Origin of the sequence: Bacillus sp. ZY-1-1 (assembly GCF_003047165.1) — a bacterium.
Taxonomy (GTDB): Bacteria; Bacillota; Bacilli; order Bacillales; family Bacillaceae; genus Bacillus; species Bacillus velezensis.
The window spans coordinates 3,105,286-3,129,886 of the sequence record NZ_CP027061.1 but is presented as its reverse complement, the minus strand read 5'-3'; the positions used below and the strand labels follow the sequence as shown (position 1 = coordinate 3,129,886).

Here is a 24,601-nt window from a genome sequence, read left to right as displayed (position 1 = left end):
TAGACTTCATCAAGCAGGAGGTAGTAACTATGGGTAAAAAAATTGCAGTTGTATTAACGGATTACTTTGAGGATGTCGAGTATACTGAACCTGCGAAAGCTTTTAAAGATGCGGGTCATGAATTAACCGTAATTGAACAGGAAAAAGGAAAAACAGTCAAAGGCAAACAAGGGGAAGCGGAAGTGAAAGTGGACGCGTCCATCGATGATGTGAATCCGAAAGACTTTGACGCATTGCTGATCCCGGGCGGATTCTCACCTGACATGCTACGTGCGGATGACCGTTTCGTCCAATTTGCCAAAGCGTTTATGGATGATAAAAAACCGGTGTTCGCCATCTGCCACGGCCCTCAGCTTCTCATCAACGCGAAAGCATTGGACGGGCGCAAAGCGACAGGATTTACTTCAATCCGAATCGATATGGAAAACGCGGGCGCGAATGTGGTGGATGAAGAAGTCGTCGTCTGCCAGAACCAGCTGGTCACAAGCCGCACACCGGATGACATTCCGGCATTCAACCGCGAATCATTAAAACTGCTTGCGTAATATAAAAGCGGAGCGCCGTATCAGGCGTTCCGCTTTTTTTGTGAAGATTCCCGGATGACCAGCTCAGGCGCCAGAATAATGCGCTGTTTTTTGTGCTGGGAATTGGTGATTTTATGATGCAGCAATTGAGCCGCTTCTTTTCCCGACTGCCGCGGAAAGGAAGAAACGGTTGTAAGCGGAGGATAAGAAATTTCAGCTTCCGGCACGTTATCAAAGCCGACAATGTCAATATCTTCGCCCGGAACGAGCCCGGCTTTTCTGATCCCTTGCATGACGCCGAACGCGACCAAATCACTGAAGCAGAAAATCGCGGTCGGGCGCTCAGACCGGCGGAGGAGCTCCGTCACGGCGTCACAGCCTGCTTCGCGGGTCGGCGCGCTGTCAATGACATATTCATTTTTCACTTCCAGATCCGCTTCACGGAGCGCTTTTTTAAACCCTTTCATACGCTTCGTCCATGTTGATGAGTGCTTCACGCCGCCCAGAAACGCAATCTCCTGATGGCCTTTCTCAATGAAATGACGCACTGCCTTATAGGTGCCTTCCTCATAATCGGCTCCGACAAAATCACAGTTGGCATCGGCAATCTCCCTGACGGCGAGCACGACCGGAATGTCAAGCTGCTCAAGGCGGGAAAGGGTTTCCTCAGCCGTACCTGAAACCGGACACAAAATCAATCCGCCGACCCTGTGCTCCAGCATGGTCGAGATCAGCTGCTCCTGCTTGGCGACGGAATCAAATGTCGTGCCTAACAGCACCGTTAATCCGACTTCCTCAAGCGTATTCTGAACGCCGATCAGAAATTCTGAGAAAAACGTATTGGAAATGTCAGTGATAATCAATCCTACCGTTGTGGACGTCTGTGATCGTAAATTCGCGGCGACCCGATCATATACGTACCCCAGCTCCCGCATGGATTGCAGCACTTTCTCACGGGTCGCTTCGGAAATTCGGGGATTATTGCGGACAATTAATGAAGCGGTGGATGTTGAGACGCCGGCATGTTCGGCGACCTGCTGCAATGTCACCCGGCGTTTTTTTTGCTGTTTCATACGTCGCATTCCTCACTTGGTTTTTATTCGTTACATCCATTATAAGCGTTTTGGCGCATGAGAAGAAAGAGAGAGGAGGGAGAAAAAGATAAAGCGCCGGAAGACGGATTGTCCTTCGGCGCTTCTGTCACAATAGGTTATTCAAACATTTGCTCTTTAATATACTGAACCGGCATTTCACGGCCTGTCCAATATTCAAACGCCATGGCGCCCTGCCAAAGCATCATGCCGAGACCGTTAATGGTGTTGCAGCCGGCTGCTTGAGCTTGTTCAAGCAATTTCGACGTAACGGGGTTGTAAACGACGTCTGTCACAATCAAATCCGGACGGAACATGGATGTATCTTCAATAACACTCAAGCCTTCAAGCGGTTTCATACCGACACCTGTTCCGTTTGTGAAAATATCGCTTGAAGCGATTTCAGCACGCAGCGCATCTTGATCTTCGAGCGGGAAGACTTTCGCTTTACAAGAAGATCCCTTCATTTCTTCATTGATGATGCGGACATTTTCTTCCGCTTTTTCGAAAAACGCGTCATTGCGGGCGAAAATAGAGATTTCTCCGAGGCCTTCCAATGCGGATTGAATCGCTATCGGAGTGGCGGCCCCGCCGGAACCGACCAGCGTCATTTTTTTGCCTGTGATATCGACGCCGTGTTCTTTTAAGTTGCGGACGTATCCCATACCGTCAGTGGAGTGTCCGATCAGTCTGCCGTTTTCATTAACGACTGTATTTACCGCGCCGGTGAATTTCGCTGAATCCGCGAGTTCATCGAGATAAGGGAGAATGTTCATCTTGTTCGGCATCGAGACATTGAAGCCTCTGACGTTTAAGGCGCGCATTCCCGTTACCACATCTTCCAGCTGTTCATTGCCGACTTCAAACGCGAGGTAAGCGTAGTTCAATCCTAATTTTTTAAACGCCAGGTTGTGCATCGCCGGAGATAATGAGTGTCCGATCGGTGTCGCGAATAATCCGATAAGCTGAGTTTTTCCGTTAATCCGTCCTAATTCTTTCTTCATGATGTATTCCTCCGTTAGTCCATTCATTTGTTTTTCATCCCGCTTTGAGGGCAAAAAACGCTGATTACATATGTTTATTTAAAATGCTGAGTACGCTGCGCAATTCCTCAACGGGAATCTGCCCGGGCGCTGATGCTTCTTTGCCCGCTCCGAACGTGCACGCTGAGCCGAAGACTTCGCCGGCCAGCCGGCTGATCAGGCCTGTTCCCGCCATTGACATCGTGATGATCGGCCGGTCCGCGTATTGTGTTTTCATCGTGTGAGTGGCATCCAATAAGACGAAAACATCTTCAGTGCTTTGCGGCATCACCGCGATTTTCGGAATGTGCGCGCCGTACGCCTGCATGTTCCGGAGCCGGGAAATGATTTCTTCTTTTTTCGGTGTCTGATGAAAATCATGATTGGACATGACGACATATACGCCGTTGTCTTCAGCGGTTTTCACAATTGATTTGACTTCCGCTTCTCCCGTAAACAGCTCAACGTCTGCAAGGTCAATGTGTTTTGTTTCGATGGCGGTTTTAAGCAATTCAATGTAAAAGCGGTCATCAATAACTTTATTTCCGCCTTCTTTATGGGTTCTGAATGTGAAAAGCAGCGGTGTTGCGCCTGCGGCTTTCCGCAGCTTTTCAAGCATGCCTTTTACGGCGTCCAGGCTGTCAACATGCTCGTATACATCCGCCCGCCACTCAATGATATCCGGGCGAAGCCTGTTGACGGCTTCAATTTCTTCGAGCAGTTCTTTCTCTCCGGCCGCCATCAGCGGCACAATGATCTTCGGAAGCCCTTCACCGATGACCGTGTTTCTGATTGTGATAGATTGCATGATAAATCCTCTCCCTTAAAAAATAGTCAGGCTTTCATCACTTGCTTAAAGCGGATTCCGATAAACAATGCGAGGAGGGCGCTGACGGCCGCAATTCCGATATCAAGCAGAAAAACAGGCGTCAGGCCGGCGGCTTTGGATATCGCTCCCGTTACAAGCGGAATGACAATAAAAGATAAGCTTGATGCTATATTAACAAAAGATGTGATTGTACCTTTATTTTTAGGGAATAAAACAGCCATAACCGTCATCGCCAATTGCAGAATGCCCGCAGTTGAAAGTCCGATGACAAAGGAGCTGATGACCGATACGGCCGGCTGCTGAATGAAAATCAGAGCAAGCAGCGCGATTGCCGCGATCACAGGGTACAGCACCATTACCGTAATCGGCTGGATCACTCTGTTTAACAGCACAGCCAGCAATAACACGGACACAAGCGCCCCGATGCTGTAATAGCTCAACAATTTGACGGCCTGCACCTCAGGCATGCCCAAAACGGATTGCCCGAACTTAGGAAGCCATACTTGAACGAGCATAAACAGCGCCGTTGATGAAAAGCCTAATAGAATGATCGCAACGCCTTCGCGCCATATCGACGGCTGTGATGTGAACGCGTCATCAGACGGAGAGGCTTCCGTCCGGCCGCCGTCTTCTTTTTGCTTATGATTCGGAAACGGAACTTTCAACAGGAAAAAGCCGTTCAGGAAGAAGATAATGCCCGGTACGAAAAACGTCCAGCCGTAAAACAAATGCCTGTCCGCAATAAACGCGATAAAAAACGGAAGCACCGTCGCGCCGATTGATACAAACGCTTTGATTAACACGGTTGCAGAGCTTGCGTTTTTCGGAAATCCTTCAATAAGCGCCGGATATGTCCCGGAATCCAAAAAGGAATTGGCGATCCCGGCGAAAATGGCGAAGATAAACGCGGCCGTATAGTTTGTCGAAAGCGGAATCCCGATTAGGAAAATCAGATACAGAAAGGCGCCCGACACGATAAACGGCCGTCTCCCGAATGTATCCGAAAGCTTCCCGGCAAACAGAAGCGAAATCAGCTTCCCGATCCCGATGGCGGAGACCAAATAGCTGACACCGGCTGCGGAAGTATGAAGCTGTTTTGATAATGCCTCCATATTGGATGCGATAATAATATTGATCATGCCCAGCAGGAAATAGTTAATATAAAGACCCGCTGCCATTTTGGTGTATATGTTTTTCATGATGACATCCCCTAATGCGGTTAATAAAGAATTAAATTATTTTTTTAATTGATAAAAGCACAGCACCATTCCCCTTTATTGAACCACTGCCTTTCTTTGAAAACTGTTTGATACAACGGTTGCATAGACAAACTTGAATAACGCTGATATCACAATGAGTATATCGTTCTACTAAACAAAAAAAGATAAGCGGCCCGCTCATTTAGTATATCGTTCTACCAAGTTCACAGTTACTATACTCCTTCTTTTTATATGTGTCAAACCGATGAACTTTTATTTTTTACTTTTTTAAATCAAAAAAGACCCGCCGTTTTTCGGCAGGTCTGACATGGGTTTATTTCCTGAGAGAGGCGAGCTCCTCGGCAATGGCCTGCATTTCACTCGGACTGAATGATGCTTTTTTCATGACCATTTGATGAAGGTATGTAAGATCTTCTATTTTTTCATCACTGAAATCTTCCGCTCTGATGACGCCGACATTGAGCATGTTGAGCTTTTGCGAAATGTCTTCAATCATTTTATTTAACGTTTCTGTTTGTTGGCTCGGCAAATTCATGCATCCTTTCATGACCGTTTTCGTACCCTTTATTCTAACAGAATTCATTTAGAATAAAAGCTTATTTCCACAGCCGCAGAAAAATTGCTAAGATGTTGATAAGGTTTTTGATCCTCAAAATGCGGGGAAAGAATAGGGAGGTTATCGATATGATACATGTGCTGTTTGTCTGTCTGGGAAATATTTGCCGGTCGCCTATGGCAGAGGCGGTATTTTCTGATATGGTGAAGAAAAACGGGCTGAACGGGCAGATTAACATTGATTCAGCGGGAATCGGCGCCTGGCATGCGGGAAATCCGCCGCATGAAGGGACAAAGGAGATCCTGAAGGAGAAAGGGATCAGCGCAAGCGGCATCACGGCGAGGCAGGTCCGTGAGTCTGATCTGACCGATTTTGATTACGTCATTGCGATGGATGCAGAAAATATCGGACATCTGCGCAGCATGGCCGGTTATAAAAAAGCGGCGCCGCGTATTGCAAGGCTGCTTGATTATGTACCGGAGTCAGACCTTGCCGACGTGCCCGATCCGTATTATACCGGAAATTTCAGCGAGGTGTACGCTTTGGTCGAGTCCGGGTGCCGTCATTTGCTGGAGACAATAAAGAAAGACCATCATTTATAAGGGGGATTGACCGATGAAGCAGACACGCATCATGGCAAAAGCGATTCTGATCGGCGCTGCCGCCGGCGGAGCACTGTCCTTATTACATAAGCCGACGAGAGAGGCATGTTTCCGGAACATGGACGCGTGCAGGCGGCGTGCGGCATTTTACCGAAAACATCCTGAAGCCCTGAAGCAGCAGGCTTCCGCAAAACTGGATCAAGTGAAAAACATTGCCAATACCGTATCGGAAGATCTGAGTTTTTTAAACGGGCAGATCACCAAGCTGAAGCAGACGACGCCGCAGGTCATTGACCTGTTAAAAGAAACGAAGGAGCATTTTTCGAAAAACGATCATTGAGGTGGGATGTCATGAGTTTTATAAAGGAGCTGTTTGCAAGGTTTTCTCTGCATGAAGGACAAAGTAAATCGGCGGAGCTGGCGTATTTTTTCCTGCTGTCATTGTTTCCGTTGATGATTTTCATGCTGACGCTCACCGCCTATCTTCCCATATCGGCAGAAGACGTGCTCGGGGCGGTCGATCAATACGCGCCCGACAGCGCCATGTCCATGGTGAAATCCATAACGGAGCAAACGCTGAACAAGCGCAGCGGCGGGCTTTTGTCATTCGGGATTATCGCCGTCATCTGGTCGGCTTCGAATGGTATGAACGCGATTGTCAGAGCATTTAACCATGCCTACGAAGTCGAGGAAAACCGCTCATTTATCATCATTCGCCTGACCTCAATTTTTTTAACCATTGCGATGGTGGTTACGATTTTAATCGCACTGCTTCTGCCGGTGTTCGGCAGAGAAATCGGAATGCTGGCCGCGGATTTCATCGGCGCCTCGGACCTGTTTTTGCAGGTGTGGTCGGTTGTCCGCTGGGGTATCAGTCCGCTTATCCTTTTAATCGTGTTTACCGCGCTTTACATATTCGCGCCGAATAAAAAGCTTTCCCTCCGTTTTGTCCTGCCGGGAGCTGTATTCGCGGCAGCCGGCTGGATTATCGTCAGTATGCTGTTCTCATTTTACGTCGGCACCTTTGCCAACTACAGCGCCACATACGGGAGCATCGGGGGAATTATCGTCCTTATGATCTGGTTTTACCTTACGGGAACCCTGTTGATTTTAGGAGGAGAAATCAACGCGCTTTTACATAAACGTAAAAAGCTTCCTGATGAAAATCCGTACCGCGGGAGCAAGCTATAGAGGAACGGATGACGTTCAAGCTGAAAAACGGAGGGAATCGGCTATGACCAAGCATACGAAAAAAGGCGGAAGCCATAATAAACAAAACTCAAAAAACGGCCCGAAGAATAAAACAAGCGGAAGCGCCAACGGGCAGAACGGATACCACTAGAAAGAAGCCGCCTGGCTCAGATCAGGCGGCTTTTTTATGTGGCCGGAAAAGAATGGGATTCGGAAGCGGGGCTGTGCTTTGTTTTCCCGAAGACGAGCGCAAGCCAAATACAGACCAGAATCACCGTAATAAAGTAAAACAAGTTGGCGCTTTCAAACCGCTGCATATACCAGCCGCCCGCCACCGGGCCGATCATGCTTCCGAGGCTGAAGGAAATGCCGCAGAGCAGGTTGCCCGCCGGCAGCAGATGGGACGGCAGCAGGTCGCTCATATAGCTGATGCCGAGGGAAAACATACTGCCGACCGCCATCCCCGCCGTGAAAAAGCAGCAGCCGATGACAGAAGGCGACGGAAACAGTCCGGCCGTCAAAAAGCAAAGGGCACCCGTTAATAAGATGACGAGCAGGACACGTTTTCTCCCGAATCGATCGCTTAATAAACCGAGAGGGAACTGGAATACAATACTTCCGATGGCAAAAGCGGGCAATATCAGCGCGACGGCATCCACGGATATGCCTAAACGAAGGGCGTACACGGGAAAGCTTCCGTTCAGCGCCGTTTCTAAAAAACCGTACCCGAAAGCCGGGAGAAAAGCGACCCAGCCGAAAAGAAGGGCGCGGTAAAACCGTTTTGCGCTGTTGTCCCCGGATGTTTCATCCGGACCTTGCGCCGGGTACTCGTTACGTAAGGCAAACACAAACAGCCAGGCACAAAGACTGATACAGCCGGATACGATAAACGGAAGGGACGGACTTGTTTTCACAAGAGGGACCATGAACGGGCCGACAGCGAATCCAAGCCCGAAGGACAGTCCGTACAGCGAAATGTTTCTTCCTCTGTTTCGGGGCGTTGACTTGGAAGTCACCCACGTTTGGGTTGAAAAATGCAGCATATGATCCCCGATTCCGATAAGCAGCCGAAGAAAAAACCATAACCATATGGATTGAAGCCAAATAAAACTGAATAAGCTGATGATAACAAGAAATCCGCCCATGACCATCAGAGGTTTGAATCCGAGCTTGCGCAGCGGGGCCTCCATAAACGGCGACGCCAGAAGCACGCCGATATAAAGGCCGGTTGCGTGAAGTCCGTTTATGGCTGCGGATTCTCCGTTCGTTTCAAAAATGACGGAGATCACCGGCAGAAGCATGCCTTGGGAAAATCCGGAGATGGAAACAAGCAGAACCAAAATAAAGAAGTACAGTCGTGACATCGCGTATTTCTCCTTCTTCAGTATCTTTCTTGATCGTACACGGATTTGCCGCGTCCGGCAACCTGAAAATGCCAATTCGGGCTGCCGAGGAAGTGTAATTGAAGGAGTTTTTGAGAAGGATATAAAAAGACTTATTCGAAAAAAGGAGCCAGGCAGATATGAATCGGATTTTTTTCTTTACGGCTGCGGCGGGAGTGCCGCTTTCAGTCATCGGCGGCCTGATGCACTGGCCGTCAGCGGTTTTGTTTATTATTTATTGCTTGACGATTATTGCGCTTGCAAGTTATATGGGGAGAGCGACTGAATCTCTTGCCATTATCGCGGGACCGCGGATCGGCGGTCTGCTGAATGCCACGTTCGGCAATGCGGTAGAGCTGATTATATCGATTTTCGCCTTAAAAGAAGGGCTGACGGGCATCGTGCTTGCTTCACTGACCGGTTCGGTGCTCGGCAATCTTTTGCTCGTCGCGGGATTGTCATTTTTTATCGGCGGTTTGAAATACAAGCGGCAGGAATTCAATATTCATGATGCCCGGCATAATTCAGGCCTGCTGATTTTTGCCATTATCGTAGCTTTTGTCATTCCCGAAGTGTTTTCCATGGATATGGGGGAAAAAAACAAGCTTGATTTGAGTGTCGGCATCAGCATCATCATGATCCTTTTGTACGTGGCAGCTCTTTATTTCAAGCTCGTCACTCACCGCGGTGTTTATCAGCCGAATCAGCCGGAGGCAAAGGAAGAAGAGGAGCAGCCAGAGTGGTCGGGGAAAAGAGCGACAGCCGTCTTATTTATTTCAACTATTATTGTCGCCTACATATCTGAAAACCTTGTCCATACGTTTCATGCGGTGGCTGAACAGTTCGGCTGGAGCGAGCTGTTTATCGGGGTGATTATCGTCGCAATTGTCGGAAATGCCGCAGAGCATGCGTCGGCGATTATTATGGCGTACAAAGACAAGATGGATGTCGCCGTTGAAATCGCGGTAGGTTCGACTTTGCAGATCGCCATGTTTGTAGCCCCGGTTCTTGTGATCTGTTCTATCTTTTTTCCGGTCAATATGCCGCTTGTATTCACATTGCCCGAGCTTGTGGCGATGATATCATCCGTCCTTTTGATGACGATGATTTCAAATGACGGCGATTCGAACTGGTTTGAAGGGGCTACGCTCCTTGCCGCTTATGTCATCATGGCGATCGGTTTTTTCCTGCTTTAACCTGTAAAAAATGCGGATAACAACGATTGCGGAGGAAAAGACTAAAGGAAAATGCTATAGAAAGAGTGATATGATGAGAAAGCTGTTTCATGCCACACTGATTCTGCTGTTATCCTTTAGTTTTTTCGCAATGCCGTCTGCCGGTGCAAAGAAACCGTTTAAGGTTCCCAACTCTGTTGTAAGCATTTCAAAGGAAAATACGTATCCGAATGCTTCACAGGACCAGCCGATGCTTCAGCCGAGCAAACTGGCAAAGGAATTGTTAGATACATCCGAGATCAACATCGAAAATCCGCATCTGATAAAAATGCTGAATGAATCCTCGGTTTCCGGTTCACCGCTTGCCATCGGCTACCGGGCGACAATATTTCTCGGGAAATGGGCGCTCGGCTATCAATCGAACGAAACGGTCGCCAACTGGGAATATAAAAAAATCAATACGAACAGAGCGGATAACCGGGGCGGACAGCAAACCGCGGTTATCTCATACGCCCAAGAACAGCAGTACAAAATCAAAGGCGGGCTCACAGCGAAGGTGCCGAACGCAGAAGACGTAAAAAGCATGATGATGCAAAAAGCGATGAAGAAAACAAAACTGCCGCTCGCGTTTGAAACGGTTATCGGCGCAGGCACAAAACGCGATCAAACCTACAAAATTTCTCCGCAGCGGCTCGGCTACCTGCACGCCTACGCTCCGGCCGTTAATGAAAAAGGAAAAGTAACATACGGTGAAGTGTATTTGGTGCTGAAAGGCAGCAAGCGGAAACTTGTCGTCAAAAATGTGACTTCGCAAGGAATCGGGGCTTGGATTCCGGTGCAGGATCACGTCACATTCGGTTTTCAAATGACAGCGCAGCCGAGATAAATAAAAAAAGCTGATTCCGGTTCGGGAATCAGCTTTTTTGTGTGTGATACATTTCCTCAAGCAATTGCACATTGTTGTTGTACAGCTCCCGGGCAAGAACGCGTCTCACCGCAAGGCTTGCCGAGAAGTATTCTTTATCTTGAACCATGCCTTTGACGGTAAATTCTATGCCTCTCGTCAATTTGTTCAGGCTCATGATTCCATGCACTTGAAACGGCTCCGCCGCATTGAGAAATTCATCCCGCTTCAGTGAATCGCGAAGCTCATCATTGAGCATGTCGCAGGCTTTTTCTAAGACGGCATATACCCGCTCGGGATCTTCTTTATAACTGATCACGACGGACTCGGTAATCCGCATAAAATCAATATTATAGTTTTGAAGCTGTCTGACCTCACCGTTTGAAATGGTAAGCAGCTTGCCGGTCCACTCACGGATCTGGAGGGAACGGAGCCCGATTTCTTCGACTGTGCCGTTGAACAGATTGTTAATTGTCACGTAATCGCCTTTATGAAGCTGGCGTTCGTATATCAAAAAGACACCGGCCAATATGTCCTTGATTAACGACTGGGCGCCGAAACCGATGACGATACCGGCAACACCCGCCCCGGCTAAAATTCGGCCGAAATCATGAACGAATAACGAAATGACGTAAAAGATAAAACCGATCGTCGCTGTATACTGGGTGATGGATCGGACGAGGCTTTCAATCGTTTTCCCTTTCCGTTCCTCCAAGAAATCTATGCGTTTAAATAACACCTGGACAAAGCGGTTGATCAGAAAAACACCGGCGTAAAGCACGAGAGCGACGATGATGATCTCAACCACTTTGCTTTTCAAAATATCCGTAATTGTCGTTTCCATCTTCTGTTAACCTCTGGCTTTTCGTAATGAAAAATCCGTGTCCTGATAATAACTGTTTTTGACAAGGACGTTCGGTCCGAGGCACCGGACGTTTGTGCAGCGGCAGTTCAGCTCCTTGCTCAGCTTCGTCTGTCTCCACTTGTCATATGCCTCGGGAAGGCTGTCTGTTTTAATATTGCCGAGCGGCGGTGTATCGCCGAAATCCGTGACAATGATATTTCCGTCAAAAATGTTGACGTTCAGGCGGGAGCGGCCGTCAGGGTCGTTTCGCACCGTAACGTTTTTCGCTTCCCGCAGGCGGCGGAGGAGCTTCTGGTCTTCTTCATCAGGGCTGCATGCGTAAAACGGGAGCGTGCCGAACAGCATCCATGTCTCTTCATCGCGAATGTCGAGCAGATGATGAATGGCCTGTCTCATGTCCTTCAGGCTGAGTGATTCAAGCGCGCTGGCGAAATCACTCGGATACATCGGATGGACTTCGTGCCGCTGGCATTTCATTTCTTCCGTAATCTGCCGGTGAATATGTTCAATATGCGGCAGCGTCCGTTTGTTCAGCATCGTTTCCGCTGAAACCATTACGCCTGCTTCGACCAGCGTGCGGCTGTTTTCAATCATTTTGTCAAAATAGCGCGCCCGCTGTTCAAATGTCGGTTTCTTCTCCATCATCGCAAATCCGATGTCGGCAAAGTCCTCGACCGTTCCCCAGTTGTGGGAAATGTGAAGAACGTCCAAATAAGGAATAATCCGTTCGTAGCGCCCGATATCAAGCGTCAGGTTTGAATTGATCTGTGTGCGCACGCCGCGTTCATGCGCATATTTCAAAAGCGGGACGACGTATTCCTTTACCGATTTCAGCGAAAGCATCGGTTCGCCGCCCGTAATGCTGATAGAGCGCAACAGAGGAATTTCATCAAGCCGCTTTAATAAAAGGTCGATCGGCAGCGCATCCGGGTCTTTCGGCTGGAGCGTGTACCCGACGGCGCAGTGCTCGCATCTCATATTGCACAAAGTCGTCGTTGTGAATTCAACGTTCGTCAGTTTCATATCTCCATACTGGTCGACATCCATGTACGCTTCCCAAGGGTCGTACTCCGGTGTAATCGGACGCAGTGCTGTGTTTTGTGTCATGACTATCTAACTCCTTTATAAATGGGCATACTAACGTCTGCCAACTGTTAATTTTAGACCTGATCTGCCAAGATCGCAAGTAGCGGAACCATTGAAAAACGCCAAAAAATACGCTACCATTATAAAAAATGAATGGAGTGGAAGTATGGGGAATGCAGTAAACAGCAAAGATCAGCAGCTCGATTACCTGAAGAACAGACTCGATATGTTTATGAATGTCATTGATTCATTAGACCCTGAATCAACGGACGTTGAAGATATAGACCGGCTCATCGGCATGCTTGATGATCTGGAAGCAAAATACGAACGCTTTAAAAAAGATTGGGAATAACCCCCGGCGGATGCCGGGGTTTTTCTTTTTCCATAATGCGGCTGTATAAAAGGGCAGGGCCTACTGCAAAATAAGGAAAAATGCAGAAGGAGTGCTGGTCATGAAATGGTTTTGTTCAATTTGCTGCATGGCCGTTTTACTTGCAGGAGGCATCAACAGCGCAGAAGCGGTGCCGAATGAACGGATAAACTGGGGATTTAAACGCAGCGTCAATCATCAGCCGCCCGATGCCGGCAGACAGCTGGACAATCTGGTCAAAAAATATGATGCCTTTTATTTGGGCAATACGAAAGAAAAGACCATCTATTTAACGTTTGATAACGGATATGAAAATGGGTACACCCCGAAAGTGCTTGATGTGTTAAAAAAACATCACGTCACGGGCACTTTTTTTGTCACGGGTCATTTTGTGAAAGAGCAGCCTGATTTGATTAAACGGATGTCAAAGGAAGGCCATATCATCGGCAATCATTCTTTTCATCATCCTGATCTGACGACAAAAACGGGCGATCAGATTCAAGACGAACTCGATTCCGTCACGGAAGCTGTGTACAACATTACCGGAAAGCGGGACAACCTGTATCTCCGTCCGCCGCGCGGCGTATTCAGCGAATATGTCCTCAAAGAAACGAAGCGTCTCGGCTACCAAACGGTTTTCTGGTCCGTCGCATTTGTCGACTGGAAGGTTAACGAGCAAAAAGGAAAACAATACGCCTATGATCACATGATAAAGCAGGCGCATCCCGGCGCGATCTACCTTCTTCACACCGTTTCAAAGGACAATTCAGAAGCTCTGGACGATGCCATTACCGATTTGAAAAAAGAAGGCTACACGTTTAAAAGCATTGATGACCTGATGTTTGAGAAAGAAATGAAGCTGCCGCGCCTGTAGAAAACACCTCTCCTGGTAATGGAGAGGTGTTTTGTTATTTGATACATTTAATCAATGCCGCCCAATCCAAATCTCCGAAGCCTTGTGCGATCCCGCTTTCAAAATGGCTCTTCGCCAGTTCGGCAAGAGGGAGTTTTGCGGAAACCTGTTCAGCGGCGGCGAGCGCCAGATTGGTATCCTTGAGCCCTAAAGACATTTTGAAGCCGGCCGGCTCAAATTTCTCCTCAGCCATGATCGTGCCGTAATTTTGATAGACGGGAGAGCCAAAGAGCGCGTTGGCGATTTCTAGAAATTGTTTTTGTTCTAAACCGAACTTATCCATCATTAAGAATGATTCAGATAACGCCTCCAGCATAGAAACGAGCAAGAAATTGACGCTGATTTTCGCGGCATTGGCCGTTTTTGTTTCTTCACCCGTATCAAATACTTGCTGACTCAGGATGTTAAACAGCGGTTCGGCCTTTTTCTTCGCTTCTGCCGGTCCGGCTGTGATGATGCGAAGCTCGGCCTTCTCAGCGGCATCGGGGCGGCCGAGGACGGGAGCGGCAATAAAGGACTGCCCTCTGCCCGAATGTGCGGCGGAAAGCTGTTCTGACAGCGCCGTACTGATCGTGCTCATTGAAATATGAATGCCGTTTTCAGATAACCCGGCAATAATGCCGCAAGCTCCGAACGTCACGCCTGTTACAGCTTCATCGTCTGACAGCATTGAAAGCACAATGTCCGCATGTTCAGCTGCCTGGCGGGGCGTTTCGGCATATTCGGCCCCTTTATCCAGCAGGTCAGCCGCTTTTTCTTTCGTCCGGTTATATACAGTCAGGCTGTATCCGGCTTTCATGATATTTTCGGCGATGGGGCGGCCCATATTGCCGAGTCCGACAATGGCAATCTTCATTTGACAGTCCCTCCAATGAAAAGTTTTCCACCATTATACATGCAAAATGGTTAATCTGCTGTGTACAGGATTGCCACTTTCAGTTCCGGTTCTGAAGACCATCCGGAGTCTGATGCGGCTGTCCCCTTATAAAATCCGGTAAATCGGGTTTTGATGATTGTTTTTGAACGGGGTTTTACAGTGAATGTTTTTGATTTGAATGTGACGTCCTTTATGTTTTCTGATAAATCCGGCGTGACAGAAATGGTTTGTTCCCCTTTTCCGTAATGATTGATATAAAGCGTGCAGCTCATGCCCGCTCTTTTTCGCTCAATCAGATGACTGCATTCGCTGCGGTGCTTCAAATATTCGACAGACTCTTTTTCGGGCGCGAACTGTTTTAAGGAAAAAGCGGCATATTCGGTGGCAGGACTGATACCGGAAGCGGCCCCCATACTGAGAAAGATCAGAAACAGCCCCGCCGCGGGAAGCGTCCGCCTGAACGCGGCGGCACACCAGATTAACGCCGCAAAGTAAAGGACGACCCCGGGAATGACGGAGATATGGGCTCCGTCTTCAGACCAGGAAGAAAAGCCGAGCGACTCAAAGATGTAATCAGACACCGTACAGCCGTTATACAGCGGGGCAATGGACATAACACTGAATAGCAGGAGGACAGAAGAAATGATTTTATGAGAAAGGATGGTAACGGCGCACACCTCTTTACGTTTTTTTCCAGACTATCATGTTTTCTCAAAAAAAAGAACAGCCGGCAGCCGTTCTTACTTGAAAATATTAAACCAGCCTTTGCGGGCGAACCAAAACAGCATGGCGGCGACAAGAACGGCCATGACGCCCAAAACGATAAAATACCCGTATTTCCAATGAAGCTCAGGCATGTTATCGAAATTCATGCCGTAAACCCCCGCGATGAACGTCAGCGGGATAAAAATGGTCGAGACGATGGTTAATGTCATCATAATGGCGTTCATCCGGTTTGAATTCAGCGTCACATAGCTGTCCCGCAAATCTGACGTCATATCACGGTTTGACTCGATCAGCTCGGCCAGTTTTAACAGATGGTCATAAATATCGCTGAAATACGCCTTCGTTTCACGGCTTTCTTTTACATGGTCAAGGCTCAAAATCCGGTACATTAAATCGCGCATCGGAATGATCGTCCGTCTCAGATTCAAAAGATCAGTCCGCAATTCAAACACTTCATTCATTAAAGTGCCGTAAGATTTATGTGTTCTGCTGTCTTCAATTTCATTCAGCCGGTCTTCAATTTTGTACAGCACGGGGAAATATTCATCGACAAGCTGATCCATAATCATATAAGTGATGTGCCCCGGCCCTTTTTTGGCTAATCCCGGAGAAGCGAAAAACCGTTCTCTCACCCTTGAGACGCCGGGGGATTCGTGCAAATGGAAGCTGACGATGAAACGGTCGGACTGAAAAATGTCCACCTCTTCCATTTCCAGTGTGTCCGGGTTCAAGGCGTGGAGCACATAAAAACGGTAGCCGTCATAATGGTCGATTTTCGGCCGCTGCATGTGCTGAAAGCAATCCTCGATCGCAAGCGGATGAAAGTGAAAATAATCCCGCAGCAGCTCGGTTTCATGCATCTCAGCGCCGAAAAAATCGATCCAGTACCATGCGATGTCCGGTTGTTCTGTACGTGATAGGGGGATATTATCTAATATCTCATTATGTGTTGTGATTGCGGTTATATGTATCATAAACAACCCTCCGCCTGCCATTATATCATGCGGCGTTATGAAGAAAAGTATACGAATTGCCGCCCGCCCGCTTCATGATATACTTGGACAAAAAGGGGTGGAGCATATGTGGAAGGAAACGGTTTCGGTCACGCCGCCGTATCATTTTGATAAAGTCCTTGAGAGGCTGTCGCTCGATCCGCTGAATGCGGTCGATCTTCATGCAAGATCAATCAAAGTGCCGCTCAGAACACGGGACGGCAAACTGTCCGTCACTACGGTTCAAGCGGAAGGCACCGCCGCAGACCCGGTCTTCCTCGTCAGCGGAGAAACGGACCGCGAGGAGATGATTGAACGGATCAAACACATTTTTCAATGGGAACAGCCGCTTCAGCCTGTGCTTGATCATTTCTCAAAAACAAATCTGTCGGCGCTTTTTGAGGAGCATGCGGGAACCCCGCTCGTCTTGGAATATGACGTCTACAACTGTCTCATGAAATGCATCATCCACCAGCAGCTCAACCTGTCTTTCGCATTTACCTTAACGGAACGGTTCGTCCATGCCTTCGGTGAACAAAAAGACGGCGTCTGGTGCTATCCCGAGCCGAAAACGATCGCGGCGCTTGAGTATCAGGACTTGCGGGAGCTCCAGTTCAGCATGAGAAAAGCGGAATATGCGATTGACATTTCACGCATGATTGCAGACGGAGCGCTCAATCTGGCGGAACTTACCCATTTATCGGATGAAGACATTATGAAAAAGCTGATCACCATCAGAGGCATCGGCCCGTGGACCGTCCAAAACGTGCTCATGTTCGGCCTCGGCCGCCCGAATCTGTTTCCTTTGGCGGATATCGGCCTGCAAAATGCCATCAAACGCCGCTTCGCCCTTGAGGATAAACCGTCAAAAGACGTGATGCTTCAGGTAAGCAGCGAATGGGCGCCGTATTTAAGCTATGCGTCCTTGTATTTGTGGAGAAGTATTGAATGAAAAACCGCTTTGAGGATTTTTGGAAACTTCCAGTGAAAAACATGAAGGAACCGCCGGCTGCATGTTATACTGAAAAGATGTGATATTTCAAATCAGCCGCTTTCCCAGGAGAAAGGCTTTATATAGAAACGGAGAGAAAAAAACGTGAATCAACATCAAAAAAAGGCGCCTGCCGAATTGAAAATCGGGCAGACATTTCCGCTGACCATCAAACGTCTCGGCATTAACGGAGAGGGCGTCGGCTATTTTAAGAAAAAAGTTGTCTTCGTTCCCGGCGCTCTGCCCGGGGAAGAAGTCGTTGCCGAAGCGACAAATGTGCAGCCGAAATTTTCAGAAGCACGCGTCAAAAACATCCGCAAGCCGTCTGAACACCGCGTCACGCCGCCATGCCCGGTCTACGACCAGTGCGGCGGCTGTCAGCTTCAGCATCTGGCATACACCCAGCAGCTTCGCGAAAAACGCGACATCGTTATTCAGTCTCTGGAACGTCATACGAGATTCAATGTCGAAGAAATGAACATTAAAGATACGATCGGAATGGACAACCCTTGGAATTACCGGAACAAAAGCCAGTTCCAAGTCGGACGCTCGCAAAGCGGCAGCATCATTGCCGGCTTATACGGACTTGATTCCCATAAAATCGTCCCGATTAAGGAATGCATTGTCCAGCATCCGGCGACAAACAAAACAACGGGTATCGTCCGCCGTATTTTGGAAAAACACAACGTATCCGTTTATAACGAACGGACCAAAAAAGGCGATGTCCGCACCATCGTGACGAGAGTCGGTTTTGAAACAGGCGAAGTGCAGGTCGTGCTTGTCACCGCGAAAGAGACACTGCCGAATAAAGACGAGATCGTCAAAGCCATTCAGAACCGGCTGCCGGAAGTGAAATCGATTATTCAAAACGTCAATGGCGCGCGCACATCCGTCATTTTCGGTGACAAAACAAAAGCGCTGGCAGGAAGCCATGCCATTCAAGAAGTGCTCGGTGACGTGTCATTTGAACTGAGCGCCCGCGCCTTCTTCCAGCTCAACCCTGAGCAGACGGTCAAGCTGTATGACGAAGTGAAACAAGCGGCTCAGCTGACAGGAAAAGAAAAAGTCGTAGACGCGTATTGCGGCGTCGGTACGATCGGCATGTGGGTTTCAAGCGGCGCAAAAGAGATCCGCGGCATGGACGTCATTAAAGAATCAATTGATGATGCGAAGAAAAACGCCAAAAAACACGGCATCAAAAACGCGGCATATGTCACGGGAACAGCCGAACACTGGCTCCCGAAATGGACGAAAGAAGGCTTCCGTCCCGACGTGGTCATCGTCGACCCGCCGCGAACGGGCTGTGACAGAACATTTTTAGATACCATCAAAAAAGTAAAACCGAAACGCTTCGTCTACGTATCCTGCAATCCTTCCACACTGGCGAAAGACTTGCAGGCGCTGTCGAAAGACTATCGCGTCGAATATATTCAGCCTGTTGATATGTTTCCGCAGACGGCCCATGTGGAAGCTGTGGCGAAGCTTGTGTTGAAATCGTCTAACTAAAATAAACAATTCGTAATCAGACCTGGATTTCGGTATAAACATTTCCGATTTCCGGGTTTTTTTATGCGCAGCCTTTGCCCTGGCTGTCTTTTCTAAACTTTATCTTCCCTCTTTTCTCGGAGATCTTTAACTTAAACTGACGAAAAGAGTTGAAAAAACGTGTGGGAAAGCGAGGGAAAACAGCCAATTTTGACCTCGTTTGTATAATGACGATGTGGTTTATTATGACATTACTGGGATAATGTAAAATAATTTGATATCATTGGTTTGAGATGAAGTTGTAACATTATTCAACTGTAAAGTATTTATCATGCCAAAGTAAGTAGGTCTTTAATAAATGATAAAAAGGAGGTGAAACCGAACGAGAGATATTGGGATTTCAACAACTGAACGAAGGTTCTGAAGTAGAAGCTGTAAAAGGCAAGGGTGCTTACTTTCAATAATCACAGCGGCAGTTGGCATATCAACAACTGTCGATAAAAGATCAAATACACTAAAAAAGCATGTTTGGTCGTTATATATAATATGAAAGCCTAAACAGGAAAAGGACCCCAACTATTTCTCTTGATCCCAAAAAAGGAATAAATATGAGGCGGAACCGCAAGTGATAACAACTATTACAGTAATACCTGCGATGGTTATATCCTTAATAAGTAATTATTGCGACAATCATGCTTCATCATATAATGATGTTAAATTGACACTAGGCTAAAAAGTATTGCAGAAAAGGAAATGGATAAAGAAATGGGTAAAGTATATAAAAGAAGTTGGTTTCACACGTTGTTGGCATTTTTAGTATCACAGCTTTATTTTAACTTTGTAGAATTAACGGGATGGGGTCCTAAGTATAGAGAAATGAATGGATTCCCAGCAAATATAGCTGAACTGGATTTCTTTCAAACATATCTTTCATTCTATGATAATCCATGGTTTAATATTGTCACTGTTTTCTTGGGGGTTTTCACTGTTATACAAATCATTAAAGGTATAACAAAGAATATCCGAAATGAAAGCAATAACTTCTGATGCCTTATTTAATGATGAAAGAACATGAACACTTTCTAATTAATCTTATGAATGAAGACTGCGGCACTTAGTCAGCAGTCTATTTTATTGGTTTTGGATCAGGATTACCGAAGCGTAACCTTATACAAATATATATAGGTGATTGTATAAAGATATTAACATACGGGGTTTAAAAGCCGATCAACCCTTAGTACATATACTGTATAGAGCCAAGCCACTTGCGGCGTTGGTTATCCCATCCCATCCCATCCTCTTTACTCCATGTAATTCACAAGCGGCAAGTTAAGGCTTTTTCTTTTTACATTCTCTTCAGTACTCAGATATACCCCCCCAGCCCCATTTGCTTAATCAACTTATTTCTTGAAATTTGTTTTATGGTAATAGGGAGAACTCATATGATATTCTATTTAGGTTGGAATCCTTTTTATCCAAAAAGAGCAAAAGTAAGGCCGCTAAGAAAGATGAAGGTCAGCGCTAATCTTAATAAACCACAATATAAATAAAAATTAGGTGTAGATAATCATCACACTTTTCTCTCTCAAAACCCTTTTAAAGGTGAAGGAGTTGACTGAGTTGATCAGAAATAAACGATATGGGGTTAACTATAGCGGTAGTCTATTACGTTAACTCAATTAATGTGTTCTACTCCAGTTTGCTTTTTTACTTTTAACGTGTAAAAAGTGAAATGTTCAAAATTTACTATCGTTTGATAAGAAGTGCTGACACATGCTATAAGTGTAAAAGAAGCATGGTCAGTTTTTAATTTTGGGATAAAGGTTTCGCTGTATCCCATCATGAAAGGATTTGGATTTGTTATGACAGATAATTTCTGGCGTGAATTACCGCGGCCATTTTTTGTACTGGCACCAATGGAAGATGTGACGGATGTCGTTTTTCGCCATGTTGTGAGTGAAGCAGGCAGACCTGATGTGTTTTTCACAGAGTTTACAAACTCAGAAAGCTATTGTCACCCGGATGGGAAGGATAGTGTGCGCGGCCGTTTGACTTTCACGGAGGATGAACAGCCGATGGTTGCCCACATATGGGGAGATAAGCCTGAAAACTTTCGCCAAATGAGTATTGGGATGGCGGAATTAGGGTTTAAGGGCCTGGATATCAATATGGGCTGTCCTGTCCCTAATGTGGCGGGGAATGGAAAGGGAAGCGGCCTGATTTGCCGTCCTGAAGTTGCAGCCGAATTAATACAGGCGGCGAAAGCAGGAGGTCTGCCGGTAAGTGTGAAGACGAGACTTGGCTACACGGATGTTGACGAATGGCGCGGCTGGCTGACACACATACTGAAACAAGACATTGCGAATCTTTCCATTCATCTGCGTACAAGAGCGGAAATGAGTAAAGTAGATGCGCATTGGGAGTTGATCCCGGAAATCAAGAAACTTCGTGACGAGATTGCGCCGGATACCCTTTTGACGATCAATGGGGATATTCCTGACCGTGAAACCGGCTTGAAACTTGCTGAACAATACGGTGTTGACGGGATTATGATTGGACGAGGCATTTTTACTAATCCGTTCGCCTTTGAAAAGGAGCCGAGAGAGCATAGCAGTAAGGAATTGCTTGATCTTTTGAGATTGCATCTGGATCTTCATGATGAATATTCAAAAGCAGAAGCCAGAGCATATAAACCGCTCCCCCGCTTTTTCAAAATATATCTCCGCGGGTTCCGGGGAGCAAGTGAATTAAGAAATCAATGCATGAATACAAAGTCAACAGATGAAGTGCGTGCATTGCTCGATGACTTTGAGAGAAAGTATCTTGATGGGATGGAGCAAGAGTGACATAAACAACTCATCATCCGGCCCGGATTTCGGTTTGAATTCCGGGCCTTTTTGTGTGCAGCTTTTACCCAGACAGATCCATGGCCGGTTTCGTCATGCAGAAATAAACGAATAATGGTACATTGATAGAAGATACATCATAAAGGGGGAGAGAAAAATGAAACGACTGTGCATCATCCCCTGCGGCAAGAAAAAAATTTGGGATGTCCATTCAGATACAGGGCCGGTAAGGGCGGAAGACGCTTATCTCAGCCCGTTTCATCAGGCATGCGAGCGATATGCGAAAGCATTTTTCGATGAGTGGGTGATTTTGTCGGCGAAGCACGGATTTCTTCGTCCGGATGATACTGTTCCCGGAAATTACGATGTCACTTTTGGAACCGGTCACCCGGAGATCATGGCAGCGGACGAGCTGCGCCGCCAATTTCATGAAAAAGGCTTTTCCGACGTCGAAGAGCTTGTCATGCTTGGCGGGAAAAAATACCGAAGCGTTCTAAACGCCGTCATCGGAGAGCATCAGCATATCACCTGGCCTCTGTCATCGTATAAAGGCATTGGTTACATGCTTCAAGCACTGAATCGGGCTGTTGAAGAAAAGGATGAACTGCAGCGCGTGGATATGAAAAAAAGAGTGTAACCACTCAAACGCCGTGATAGACTGTATGCGGAAGAATGAAGCAATAAAAGATTTCCGAGGAAATAAATACGTCGATCATTGTCAAAGACAGGGTGATGCCCGGTCTTTTTTGTATGCCATAAAACGAGACAAAGGGAACGGATCGAGACAAAATGAGACACCTGTCTCAAACTGTCTCCATTGAAAAAATAAAAACATTCATTTTACGGGCTCCAAAGGCTGGCATGCTTCTTGCATTTATAAGTGTGAACCCTAAATAGAAGGAGGCGCACAAAATGGAATTGTTAAAACGAGAAGGCTTGTCATTAACTGAGGAAAAAGCGCTGTGGATGTACCAAAAGATGCTGGAAATCAGGGGCTTTGAAGACAAAGTGCATGAACTTTTCGCGCAAGGAGTGCTTCCCGGATTCGTCCATTTGTATGCCGGTGAAGAAGCGGTAGCTGCGGGGGTGTGCGCTCATTTAGATGATGGCGACAGCATTACAAGCACACACAGGGGACATGGCCATTGTATCGCCAAAGGCTGTGATCTGGACGGCATGATGGCGGAAATATTCGGAAAAGCGACCGGACTGTGTAAAGGCAAAGGCGGTTCTATGCACATTGCGGATCTTGATAAAGGCATGTTAGGCGCAAATGGAATCGTCGGGGGCGGATTTACGCTCGCATGCGGATCAGCGCTCACGGCTAAATATAAACAAACTAAAAATGTAAGCGTTTGCTTTTTCGGAGACGGAGCCAATAACCAAGGCACCTTCCATGAAGGGCTGAACTTAGCGGCAGTATGGAACCTTCCTGTCGTGTTCATCGCCGAAAACAACGGCTACGGCGAAGCCACGACATTTGAGTACGCGTCAGCCTGTGATTCAATCGCCGATCGGGCGGCTGCCTACAACATGCCGGGGGTCACGGTGGACGGAAAAGATATTTTAGCGGTTTATCAGGCAGCCGGGGAAGCGATAGAAAGAGCAAGAAACGGCGGAGGCCCGTCTTTGATTGAATGTATGACTTACAGAAACTACGGCCATTTCGAAGGCGATGCCCAAACTTATAAAACAAAGGATGAAAAGACTGAGCATCTTGAAGAAAAGGATGCTATCCAAGGCTTTAAAAACTATCTTCTAAAAGAAACAGATGCAAATAAATTGTCAGACATCGAACAGCGAGTCAGCGAATCGATTGAAAAAGCCGTCTCGTTCAGCGAAAAGAGTCCATATCCGAAAGAGTCAGAGCTGTTGACAGACGTCTACGTGTCATATGAAAAAGGGGGAATGTGAGATGGCGAGAGTCATAAGCATGTCGGACGCGATCAATGAAGCAATGAAGCTTGCGATGAGAAGAGACGACAATGTGCTTGTAATCGGTGAAGATGTCGCCGGGGGAGCGGCGGTCGATCATTTGCAAGATGATGAGGCATGGGGCGGTGTACTCGGGGTCACAAAGGGTCTCGTACAGGAATTCGGGCGCAGCCGAGTGCTGGATACACCGATTTCTGAGGCGGGCTACATGGGTGCGGCCATGGCTGCGGCATCCACGGGGCTGAGACCGATTGCCGAGCTGATGTTTAATGATTTTATCGGAACGTGCTTTGACCAAGTGATTAACCAAGGGGCGAAATTCCGCTATATGTTCGGCGGTAAAGCGCAAGTGCCGATCACCGTCCGCACCACATACGGAGCCGGGTTCCGGGCAGCCGCTCAGCATTCGCAGGCGCTGTATGGCCTGTTCACCAGCATCCCGGGTCTGAAGACGGTTGTGCCGTCCAATCCGTATGACGCCAAAGGTTTGCTGCTGGCGGCAATAGAAGACAATGATCCGGTATTCTTTTTTGAAGACAAAACGTCCTACAGCATGAAGGGCGAGGTGCCGGAAGATTATTATACAATTCCGCTCGGAAAAGCGGATATCAAACGCAAAGGCAGCGACATCACGCTGTTTGCGGTCGGCAAGCAGGTTAATACCGCGCTTGAAGCGGCTGCACAGCTTTCTGAGAAAGGCATCGACGCCGAGGTGCTTGATCCCCGGAGTCTGTCTCCTTTAGATGAGGAAGCGATTTTCACATCGTTAGAAAAAACAAACCGGCTGATCATCATTGACGAAGCCAATCCGCGCTGCAGCATCGCCACGGATATTGCTGCGATTGTCGCCGATAAGGGCTTTGATTTGCTTGATGCGCCGATTAAGCGGATTACAGCGCCGCATACACCGGTGCCGTTTTCGCCGGTGCTTGAAGATCAATATTTGCCGACACCAGACCGTATTGTCAGCGTCACACTTGAATTGCTTGGCGAGCCGGCAATGAATTAAAGGAGGGGTA

Annotated in this window: 26 protein-coding genes; 15 read left to right on the top strand and 11 right to left on the bottom strand. The window is 47.4% G+C overall.

Annotated elements, in window-relative coordinates:
- Positions 1-29 precede the first annotated feature (29 nt).
- Positions 30-545: a type 1 glutamine amidotransferase domain-containing protein gene (locus tag C5I45_RS15635; protein WP_003155578.1), complete on the top strand. Its 516-nt coding sequence runs from the start codon at positions 30-32 to the stop codon at positions 543-545.
- 20 nt (positions 546-565) lie between these two features.
- Here C5I45_RS15635 and C5I45_RS15630 read toward each other — a convergent pair whose 3' ends face one another.
- From C5I45_RS15630 to C5I45_RS15610, 5 genes are all read right to left on the bottom strand, one after another.
- Positions 566-1,597 (bottom strand): LacI family DNA-binding transcriptional regulator, encoded by a 1,032-nt coding sequence (locus tag C5I45_RS15630; protein WP_025854009.1) that lies wholly within the window; start codon positions 1,595-1,597, stop codon positions 566-568.
- A gap of 137 nt (positions 1,598-1,734) precedes the next feature.
- Entirely contained in the window at positions 1,735-2,619 is an 885-nt protein-coding gene (locus C5I45_RS15625; RefSeq protein ID WP_025854010.1) for a shikimate dehydrogenase, read from the bottom strand.
- Positions 2,620-2,683: 64 nt separating this feature from the next.
- On the bottom strand, positions 2,684-3,445 hold the full coding sequence (aroD, locus tag C5I45_RS15620; RefSeq protein ID WP_024085013.1) for a type I 3-dehydroquinate dehydratase: 762 nt from the start codon (positions 3,443-3,445) through the stop codon (positions 2,684-2,686).
- A 26-nt stretch (positions 3,446-3,471) separates the two neighbouring features.
- On the bottom strand, positions 3,472-4,665 hold the full coding sequence (locus tag C5I45_RS15615; protein WP_024085014.1) for an MFS transporter: 1,194 nt from the start codon (positions 4,663-4,665) through the stop codon (positions 3,472-3,474).
- Between the two features lie 334 nt (positions 4,666-4,999).
- On the bottom strand, positions 5,000-5,215 hold the full coding sequence (locus C5I45_RS15610) for a DUF1128 domain-containing protein (RefSeq protein WP_003155571.1): 216 nt from the start codon (positions 5,213-5,215) through the stop codon (positions 5,000-5,002).
- Between the two features lie 155 nt (positions 5,216-5,370).
- Between C5I45_RS15610 and C5I45_RS15605 the strand changes: the two genes are divergently transcribed.
- Genes C5I45_RS15605 through C5I45_RS15595 form a run of 3 tightly spaced genes read left to right on the top strand, consistent with a single transcriptional unit; the run spans position 5,371 to position 7,035 of the window.
- On the top strand, positions 5,371-5,844 hold the full coding sequence (locus tag C5I45_RS15605) for a low molecular weight protein-tyrosine-phosphatase (protein ID WP_014304622.1): 474 nt from the start codon (positions 5,371-5,373) through the stop codon (positions 5,842-5,844).
- A 13-nt stretch (positions 5,845-5,857) separates the two neighbouring features.
- Positions 5,858-6,184: a hypothetical protein gene (locus tag C5I45_RS15600; RefSeq protein ID WP_014304623.1), complete on the top strand. Its 327-nt coding sequence runs from the start codon at positions 5,858-5,860 to the stop codon at positions 6,182-6,184.
- Positions 6,185-6,195: 11 nt separating this feature from the next.
- On the top strand, positions 6,196-7,035 hold the full coding sequence (locus C5I45_RS15595; protein WP_003155567.1) for a YihY family inner membrane protein: 840 nt from the start codon (positions 6,196-6,198) through the stop codon (positions 7,033-7,035).
- 185 nt (positions 7,036-7,220) lie between these two features.
- On the opposite strand, the gene C5I45_RS15590 is transcribed toward C5I45_RS15595, so the two are convergent.
- The gene (locus C5I45_RS15590) at positions 7,221-8,399 is read right to left on the bottom strand and encodes an MFS transporter (RefSeq protein ID WP_014304624.1); all 1,179 of its coding nucleotides are present in this window, start codon (positions 8,397-8,399) and stop codon (positions 7,221-7,223) included.
- A 158-nt stretch (positions 8,400-8,557) separates the two neighbouring features.
- Between C5I45_RS15590 and cax the strand changes: the two genes are divergently transcribed.
- Entirely contained in the window at positions 8,558-9,613 is a 1,056-nt protein-coding gene (gene cax, locus C5I45_RS15585) for a calcium/proton exchanger (protein WP_003155564.1), read from the top strand.
- Positions 9,614-9,683: 70 nt separating this feature from the next.
- Positions 9,684-10,478, top strand: a complete 795-nt coding sequence (locus C5I45_RS15580) for a YfkD famly protein (RefSeq protein ID WP_088005349.1) — start codon at positions 9,684-9,686, stop codon at positions 10,476-10,478.
- A 28-nt stretch (positions 10,479-10,506) separates the two neighbouring features.
- Here the strand turns inward: C5I45_RS15580 and C5I45_RS15575 are convergent, their stop codons facing one another.
- The gene (locus tag C5I45_RS15575; RefSeq protein ID WP_043866918.1) at positions 10,507-11,340 is read right to left on the bottom strand and encodes a mechanosensitive ion channel family protein; all 834 of its coding nucleotides are present in this window, start codon (positions 11,338-11,340) and stop codon (positions 10,507-10,509) included.
- A gap of 6 nt (positions 11,341-11,346) precedes the next feature.
- Complete coding sequence (gene yfkAB, locus C5I45_RS15570; protein WP_032857435.1) at positions 11,347-12,468, bottom strand: radical SAM/CxCxxxxC motif protein YfkAB; 1,122 nt, start codon at positions 12,466-12,468, stop codon at positions 11,347-11,349.
- Positions 12,469-12,613: 145 nt separating this feature from the next.
- Between yfkAB and C5I45_RS15565 the strand changes: the two genes are divergently transcribed.
- The gene (locus C5I45_RS15565; RefSeq protein WP_003155558.1) at positions 12,614-12,799 is read left to right on the top strand and encodes an SE1561 family protein; all 186 of its coding nucleotides are present in this window, start codon (positions 12,614-12,616) and stop codon (positions 12,797-12,799) included.
- A gap of 100 nt (positions 12,800-12,899) precedes the next feature.
- Positions 12,900-13,691 carry a delta-lactam-biosynthetic de-N-acetylase gene (gene pdaA / locus C5I45_RS15560; protein ID WP_003155556.1) on the top strand — a complete coding sequence of 264 codons (792 nt, stop codon included), beginning with the start codon at positions 12,900-12,902 and terminating at the stop codon, positions 13,689-13,691.
- A gap of 34 nt (positions 13,692-13,725) precedes the next feature.
- Here the strand turns inward: pdaA and C5I45_RS15555 are convergent, their stop codons facing one another.
- The 3 genes from C5I45_RS15555 to corA all read right to left on the bottom strand — a co-directional run bounded on the left by C5I45_RS15555 (position 13,726) and on the right by corA (position 16,307).
- Entirely contained in the window at positions 13,726-14,586 is an 861-nt protein-coding gene (locus tag C5I45_RS15555) for an NAD(P)-dependent oxidoreductase (RefSeq protein ID WP_014304626.1), read from the bottom strand.
- 50 nt (positions 14,587-14,636) lie between these two features.
- On the bottom strand, positions 14,637-15,284 hold the full coding sequence (locus C5I45_RS15550; RefSeq protein ID WP_041481845.1) for a hypothetical protein: 648 nt from the start codon (positions 15,282-15,284) through the stop codon (positions 14,637-14,639).
- Positions 15,285-15,347: 63 nt separating this feature from the next.
- On the bottom strand, positions 15,348-16,307 hold the full coding sequence (gene corA / locus C5I45_RS15545; protein WP_003155549.1) for a magnesium/cobalt transporter CorA: 960 nt from the start codon (positions 16,305-16,307) through the stop codon (positions 15,348-15,350).
- Positions 16,308-16,413: 106 nt separating this feature from the next.
- On the opposite strand from corA, the gene C5I45_RS15540 reads away from it, so the two are divergent.
- From C5I45_RS15540 to acoB, 7 genes are all read left to right on the top strand, one after another.
- Positions 16,414-17,277 carry a DNA-3-methyladenine glycosylase family protein gene (locus C5I45_RS15540; RefSeq protein WP_032857443.1) on the top strand — a complete coding sequence of 288 codons (864 nt, stop codon included), beginning with the start codon at positions 16,414-16,416 and terminating at the stop codon, positions 17,275-17,277.
- A 144-nt stretch (positions 17,278-17,421) separates the two neighbouring features.
- Positions 17,422-18,822, top strand: coding sequence for a 23S rRNA (uracil(1939)-C(5))-methyltransferase RlmD (gene rlmD / locus C5I45_RS15535; protein ID WP_003155545.1), 1,401 nt, complete (start codon positions 17,422-17,424; stop codon positions 18,820-18,822).
- Between the two features lie 744 nt (positions 18,823-19,566).
- Positions 19,567-19,848, top strand: coding sequence for a YfzA family protein (locus C5I45_RS15530; RefSeq protein WP_107994598.1), 282 nt, complete (start codon positions 19,567-19,569; stop codon positions 19,846-19,848).
- A gap of 815 nt (positions 19,849-20,663) precedes the next feature.
- Positions 20,664-21,647: a tRNA dihydrouridine synthase gene (locus C5I45_RS15525; protein ID WP_003155542.1), complete on the top strand. Its 984-nt coding sequence runs from the start codon at positions 20,664-20,666 to the stop codon at positions 21,645-21,647.
- A 157-nt stretch (positions 21,648-21,804) separates the two neighbouring features.
- A complete protein-coding gene (locus C5I45_RS15520; protein ID WP_057080400.1) occupies positions 21,805-22,284 on the top strand; it encodes a DUF6884 domain-containing protein in 480 nt (159 codons plus the stop codon).
- A 275-nt stretch (positions 22,285-22,559) separates the two neighbouring features.
- A complete protein-coding gene (gene acoA / locus C5I45_RS15515) occupies positions 22,560-23,561 on the top strand; it encodes an acetoin:2,6-dichlorophenolindophenol oxidoreductase subunit alpha (protein ID WP_003155540.1) in 1,002 nt (333 codons plus the stop codon).
- Between the two features lies 1 nt (position 23,562).
- Positions 23,563-24,591: an acetoin:2,6-dichlorophenolindophenol oxidoreductase subunit beta gene (gene acoB, locus C5I45_RS15510; RefSeq protein ID WP_014304639.1), complete on the top strand. Its 1,029-nt coding sequence runs from the start codon at positions 23,563-23,565 to the stop codon at positions 24,589-24,591.
- Positions 24,592-24,601: the final 10 nt, after the last annotated feature.

What these genes read in the sequence shown, in the direction of transcription:
- C5I45_RS15615 (WP_024085014.1), bottom strand. Translation starts at nt 4,665, where the DNA reads ATGAAAAACATATACACCAAAATGGCAGCGGGTCTTTATATTAACTAT.
- C5I45_RS15530 (WP_107994598.1), top strand. Translation starts at nt 19,567, where the DNA reads ATGGGTAAAGTATATAAAAGAAGTTGGTTTCACACGTTGTTGGCATTT.
- pdaA (WP_003155556.1), top strand. Translation starts at nt 12,900, where the DNA reads ATGAAATGGTTTTGTTCAATTTGCTGCATGGCCGTTTTACTTGCAGGA.
- C5I45_RS15625 (WP_025854010.1), bottom strand. Translation starts at nt 2,619, where the DNA reads ATGAAGAAAGAATTAGGACGGATTAACGGAAAAACTCAGCTTATCGGA.
- C5I45_RS15525 (WP_003155542.1), top strand. Translation starts at nt 20,664, where the DNA reads ATGACAGATAATTTCTGGCGTGAATTACCGCGGCCATTTTTTGTACTG.
- cax (WP_003155564.1), top strand. Translation starts at nt 8,558, where the DNA reads ATGAATCGGATTTTTTTCTTTACGGCTGCGGCGGGAGTGCCGCTTTCA.
- aroD (WP_024085013.1), bottom strand. Translation starts at nt 3,445, where the DNA reads ATGCAATCTATCACAATCAGAAACACGGTCATCGGTGAAGGGCTTCCG.
- C5I45_RS15575 (WP_043866918.1), bottom strand. Translation starts at nt 11,340, where the DNA reads ATGGAAACGACAATTACGGATATTTTGAAAAGCAAAGTGGTTGAGATC.
- acoB (WP_014304639.1), top strand. Translation starts at nt 23,563, where the DNA reads ATGGCGAGAGTCATAAGCATGTCGGACGCGATCAATGAAGCAATGAAG.
- corA (WP_003155549.1), bottom strand. Translation starts at nt 16,307, where the DNA reads ATGATACATATAACCGCAATCACAACACATAATGAGATATTAGATAAT.
- yfkAB (WP_032857435.1), bottom strand. Translation starts at nt 12,468, where the DNA reads ATGACACAAAACACAGCACTGCGTCCGATTACACCGGAGTACGACCCT.
- C5I45_RS15605 (WP_014304622.1), top strand. Translation starts at nt 5,371, where the DNA reads ATGATACATGTGCTGTTTGTCTGTCTGGGAAATATTTGCCGGTCGCCT.
- C5I45_RS15630 (WP_025854009.1), bottom strand. Translation starts at nt 1,597, where the DNA reads ATGAAACAGCAAAAAAAACGCCGGGTGACATTGCAGCAGGTCGCCGAA.
- acoA (WP_003155540.1), top strand. Translation starts at nt 22,560, where the DNA reads ATGGAATTGTTAAAACGAGAAGGCTTGTCATTAACTGAGGAAAAAGCG.
- C5I45_RS15590 (WP_014304624.1), bottom strand. Translation starts at nt 8,399, where the DNA reads ATGTCACGACTGTACTTCTTTATTTTGGTTCTGCTTGTTTCCATCTCC.
- C5I45_RS15595 (WP_003155567.1), top strand. Translation starts at nt 6,196, where the DNA reads ATGAGTTTTATAAAGGAGCTGTTTGCAAGGTTTTCTCTGCATGAAGGA.
- C5I45_RS15565 (WP_003155558.1), top strand. Translation starts at nt 12,614, where the DNA reads ATGGGGAATGCAGTAAACAGCAAAGATCAGCAGCTCGATTACCTGAAG.
- C5I45_RS15635 (WP_003155578.1), top strand. Translation starts at nt 30, where the DNA reads ATGGGTAAAAAAATTGCAGTTGTATTAACGGATTACTTTGAGGATGTC.
- C5I45_RS15600 (WP_014304623.1), top strand. Translation starts at nt 5,858, where the DNA reads ATGAAGCAGACACGCATCATGGCAAAAGCGATTCTGATCGGCGCTGCC.
- C5I45_RS15520 (WP_057080400.1), top strand. Translation starts at nt 21,805, where the DNA reads ATGAAACGACTGTGCATCATCCCCTGCGGCAAGAAAAAAATTTGGGAT.
- C5I45_RS15555 (WP_014304626.1), bottom strand. Translation starts at nt 14,586, where the DNA reads ATGAAGATTGCCATTGTCGGACTCGGCAATATGGGCCGCCCCATCGCC.
- C5I45_RS15580 (WP_088005349.1), top strand. Translation starts at nt 9,684, where the DNA reads ATGATGAGAAAGCTGTTTCATGCCACACTGATTCTGCTGTTATCCTTT.
- C5I45_RS15540 (WP_032857443.1), top strand. Translation starts at nt 16,414, where the DNA reads ATGTGGAAGGAAACGGTTTCGGTCACGCCGCCGTATCATTTTGATAAA.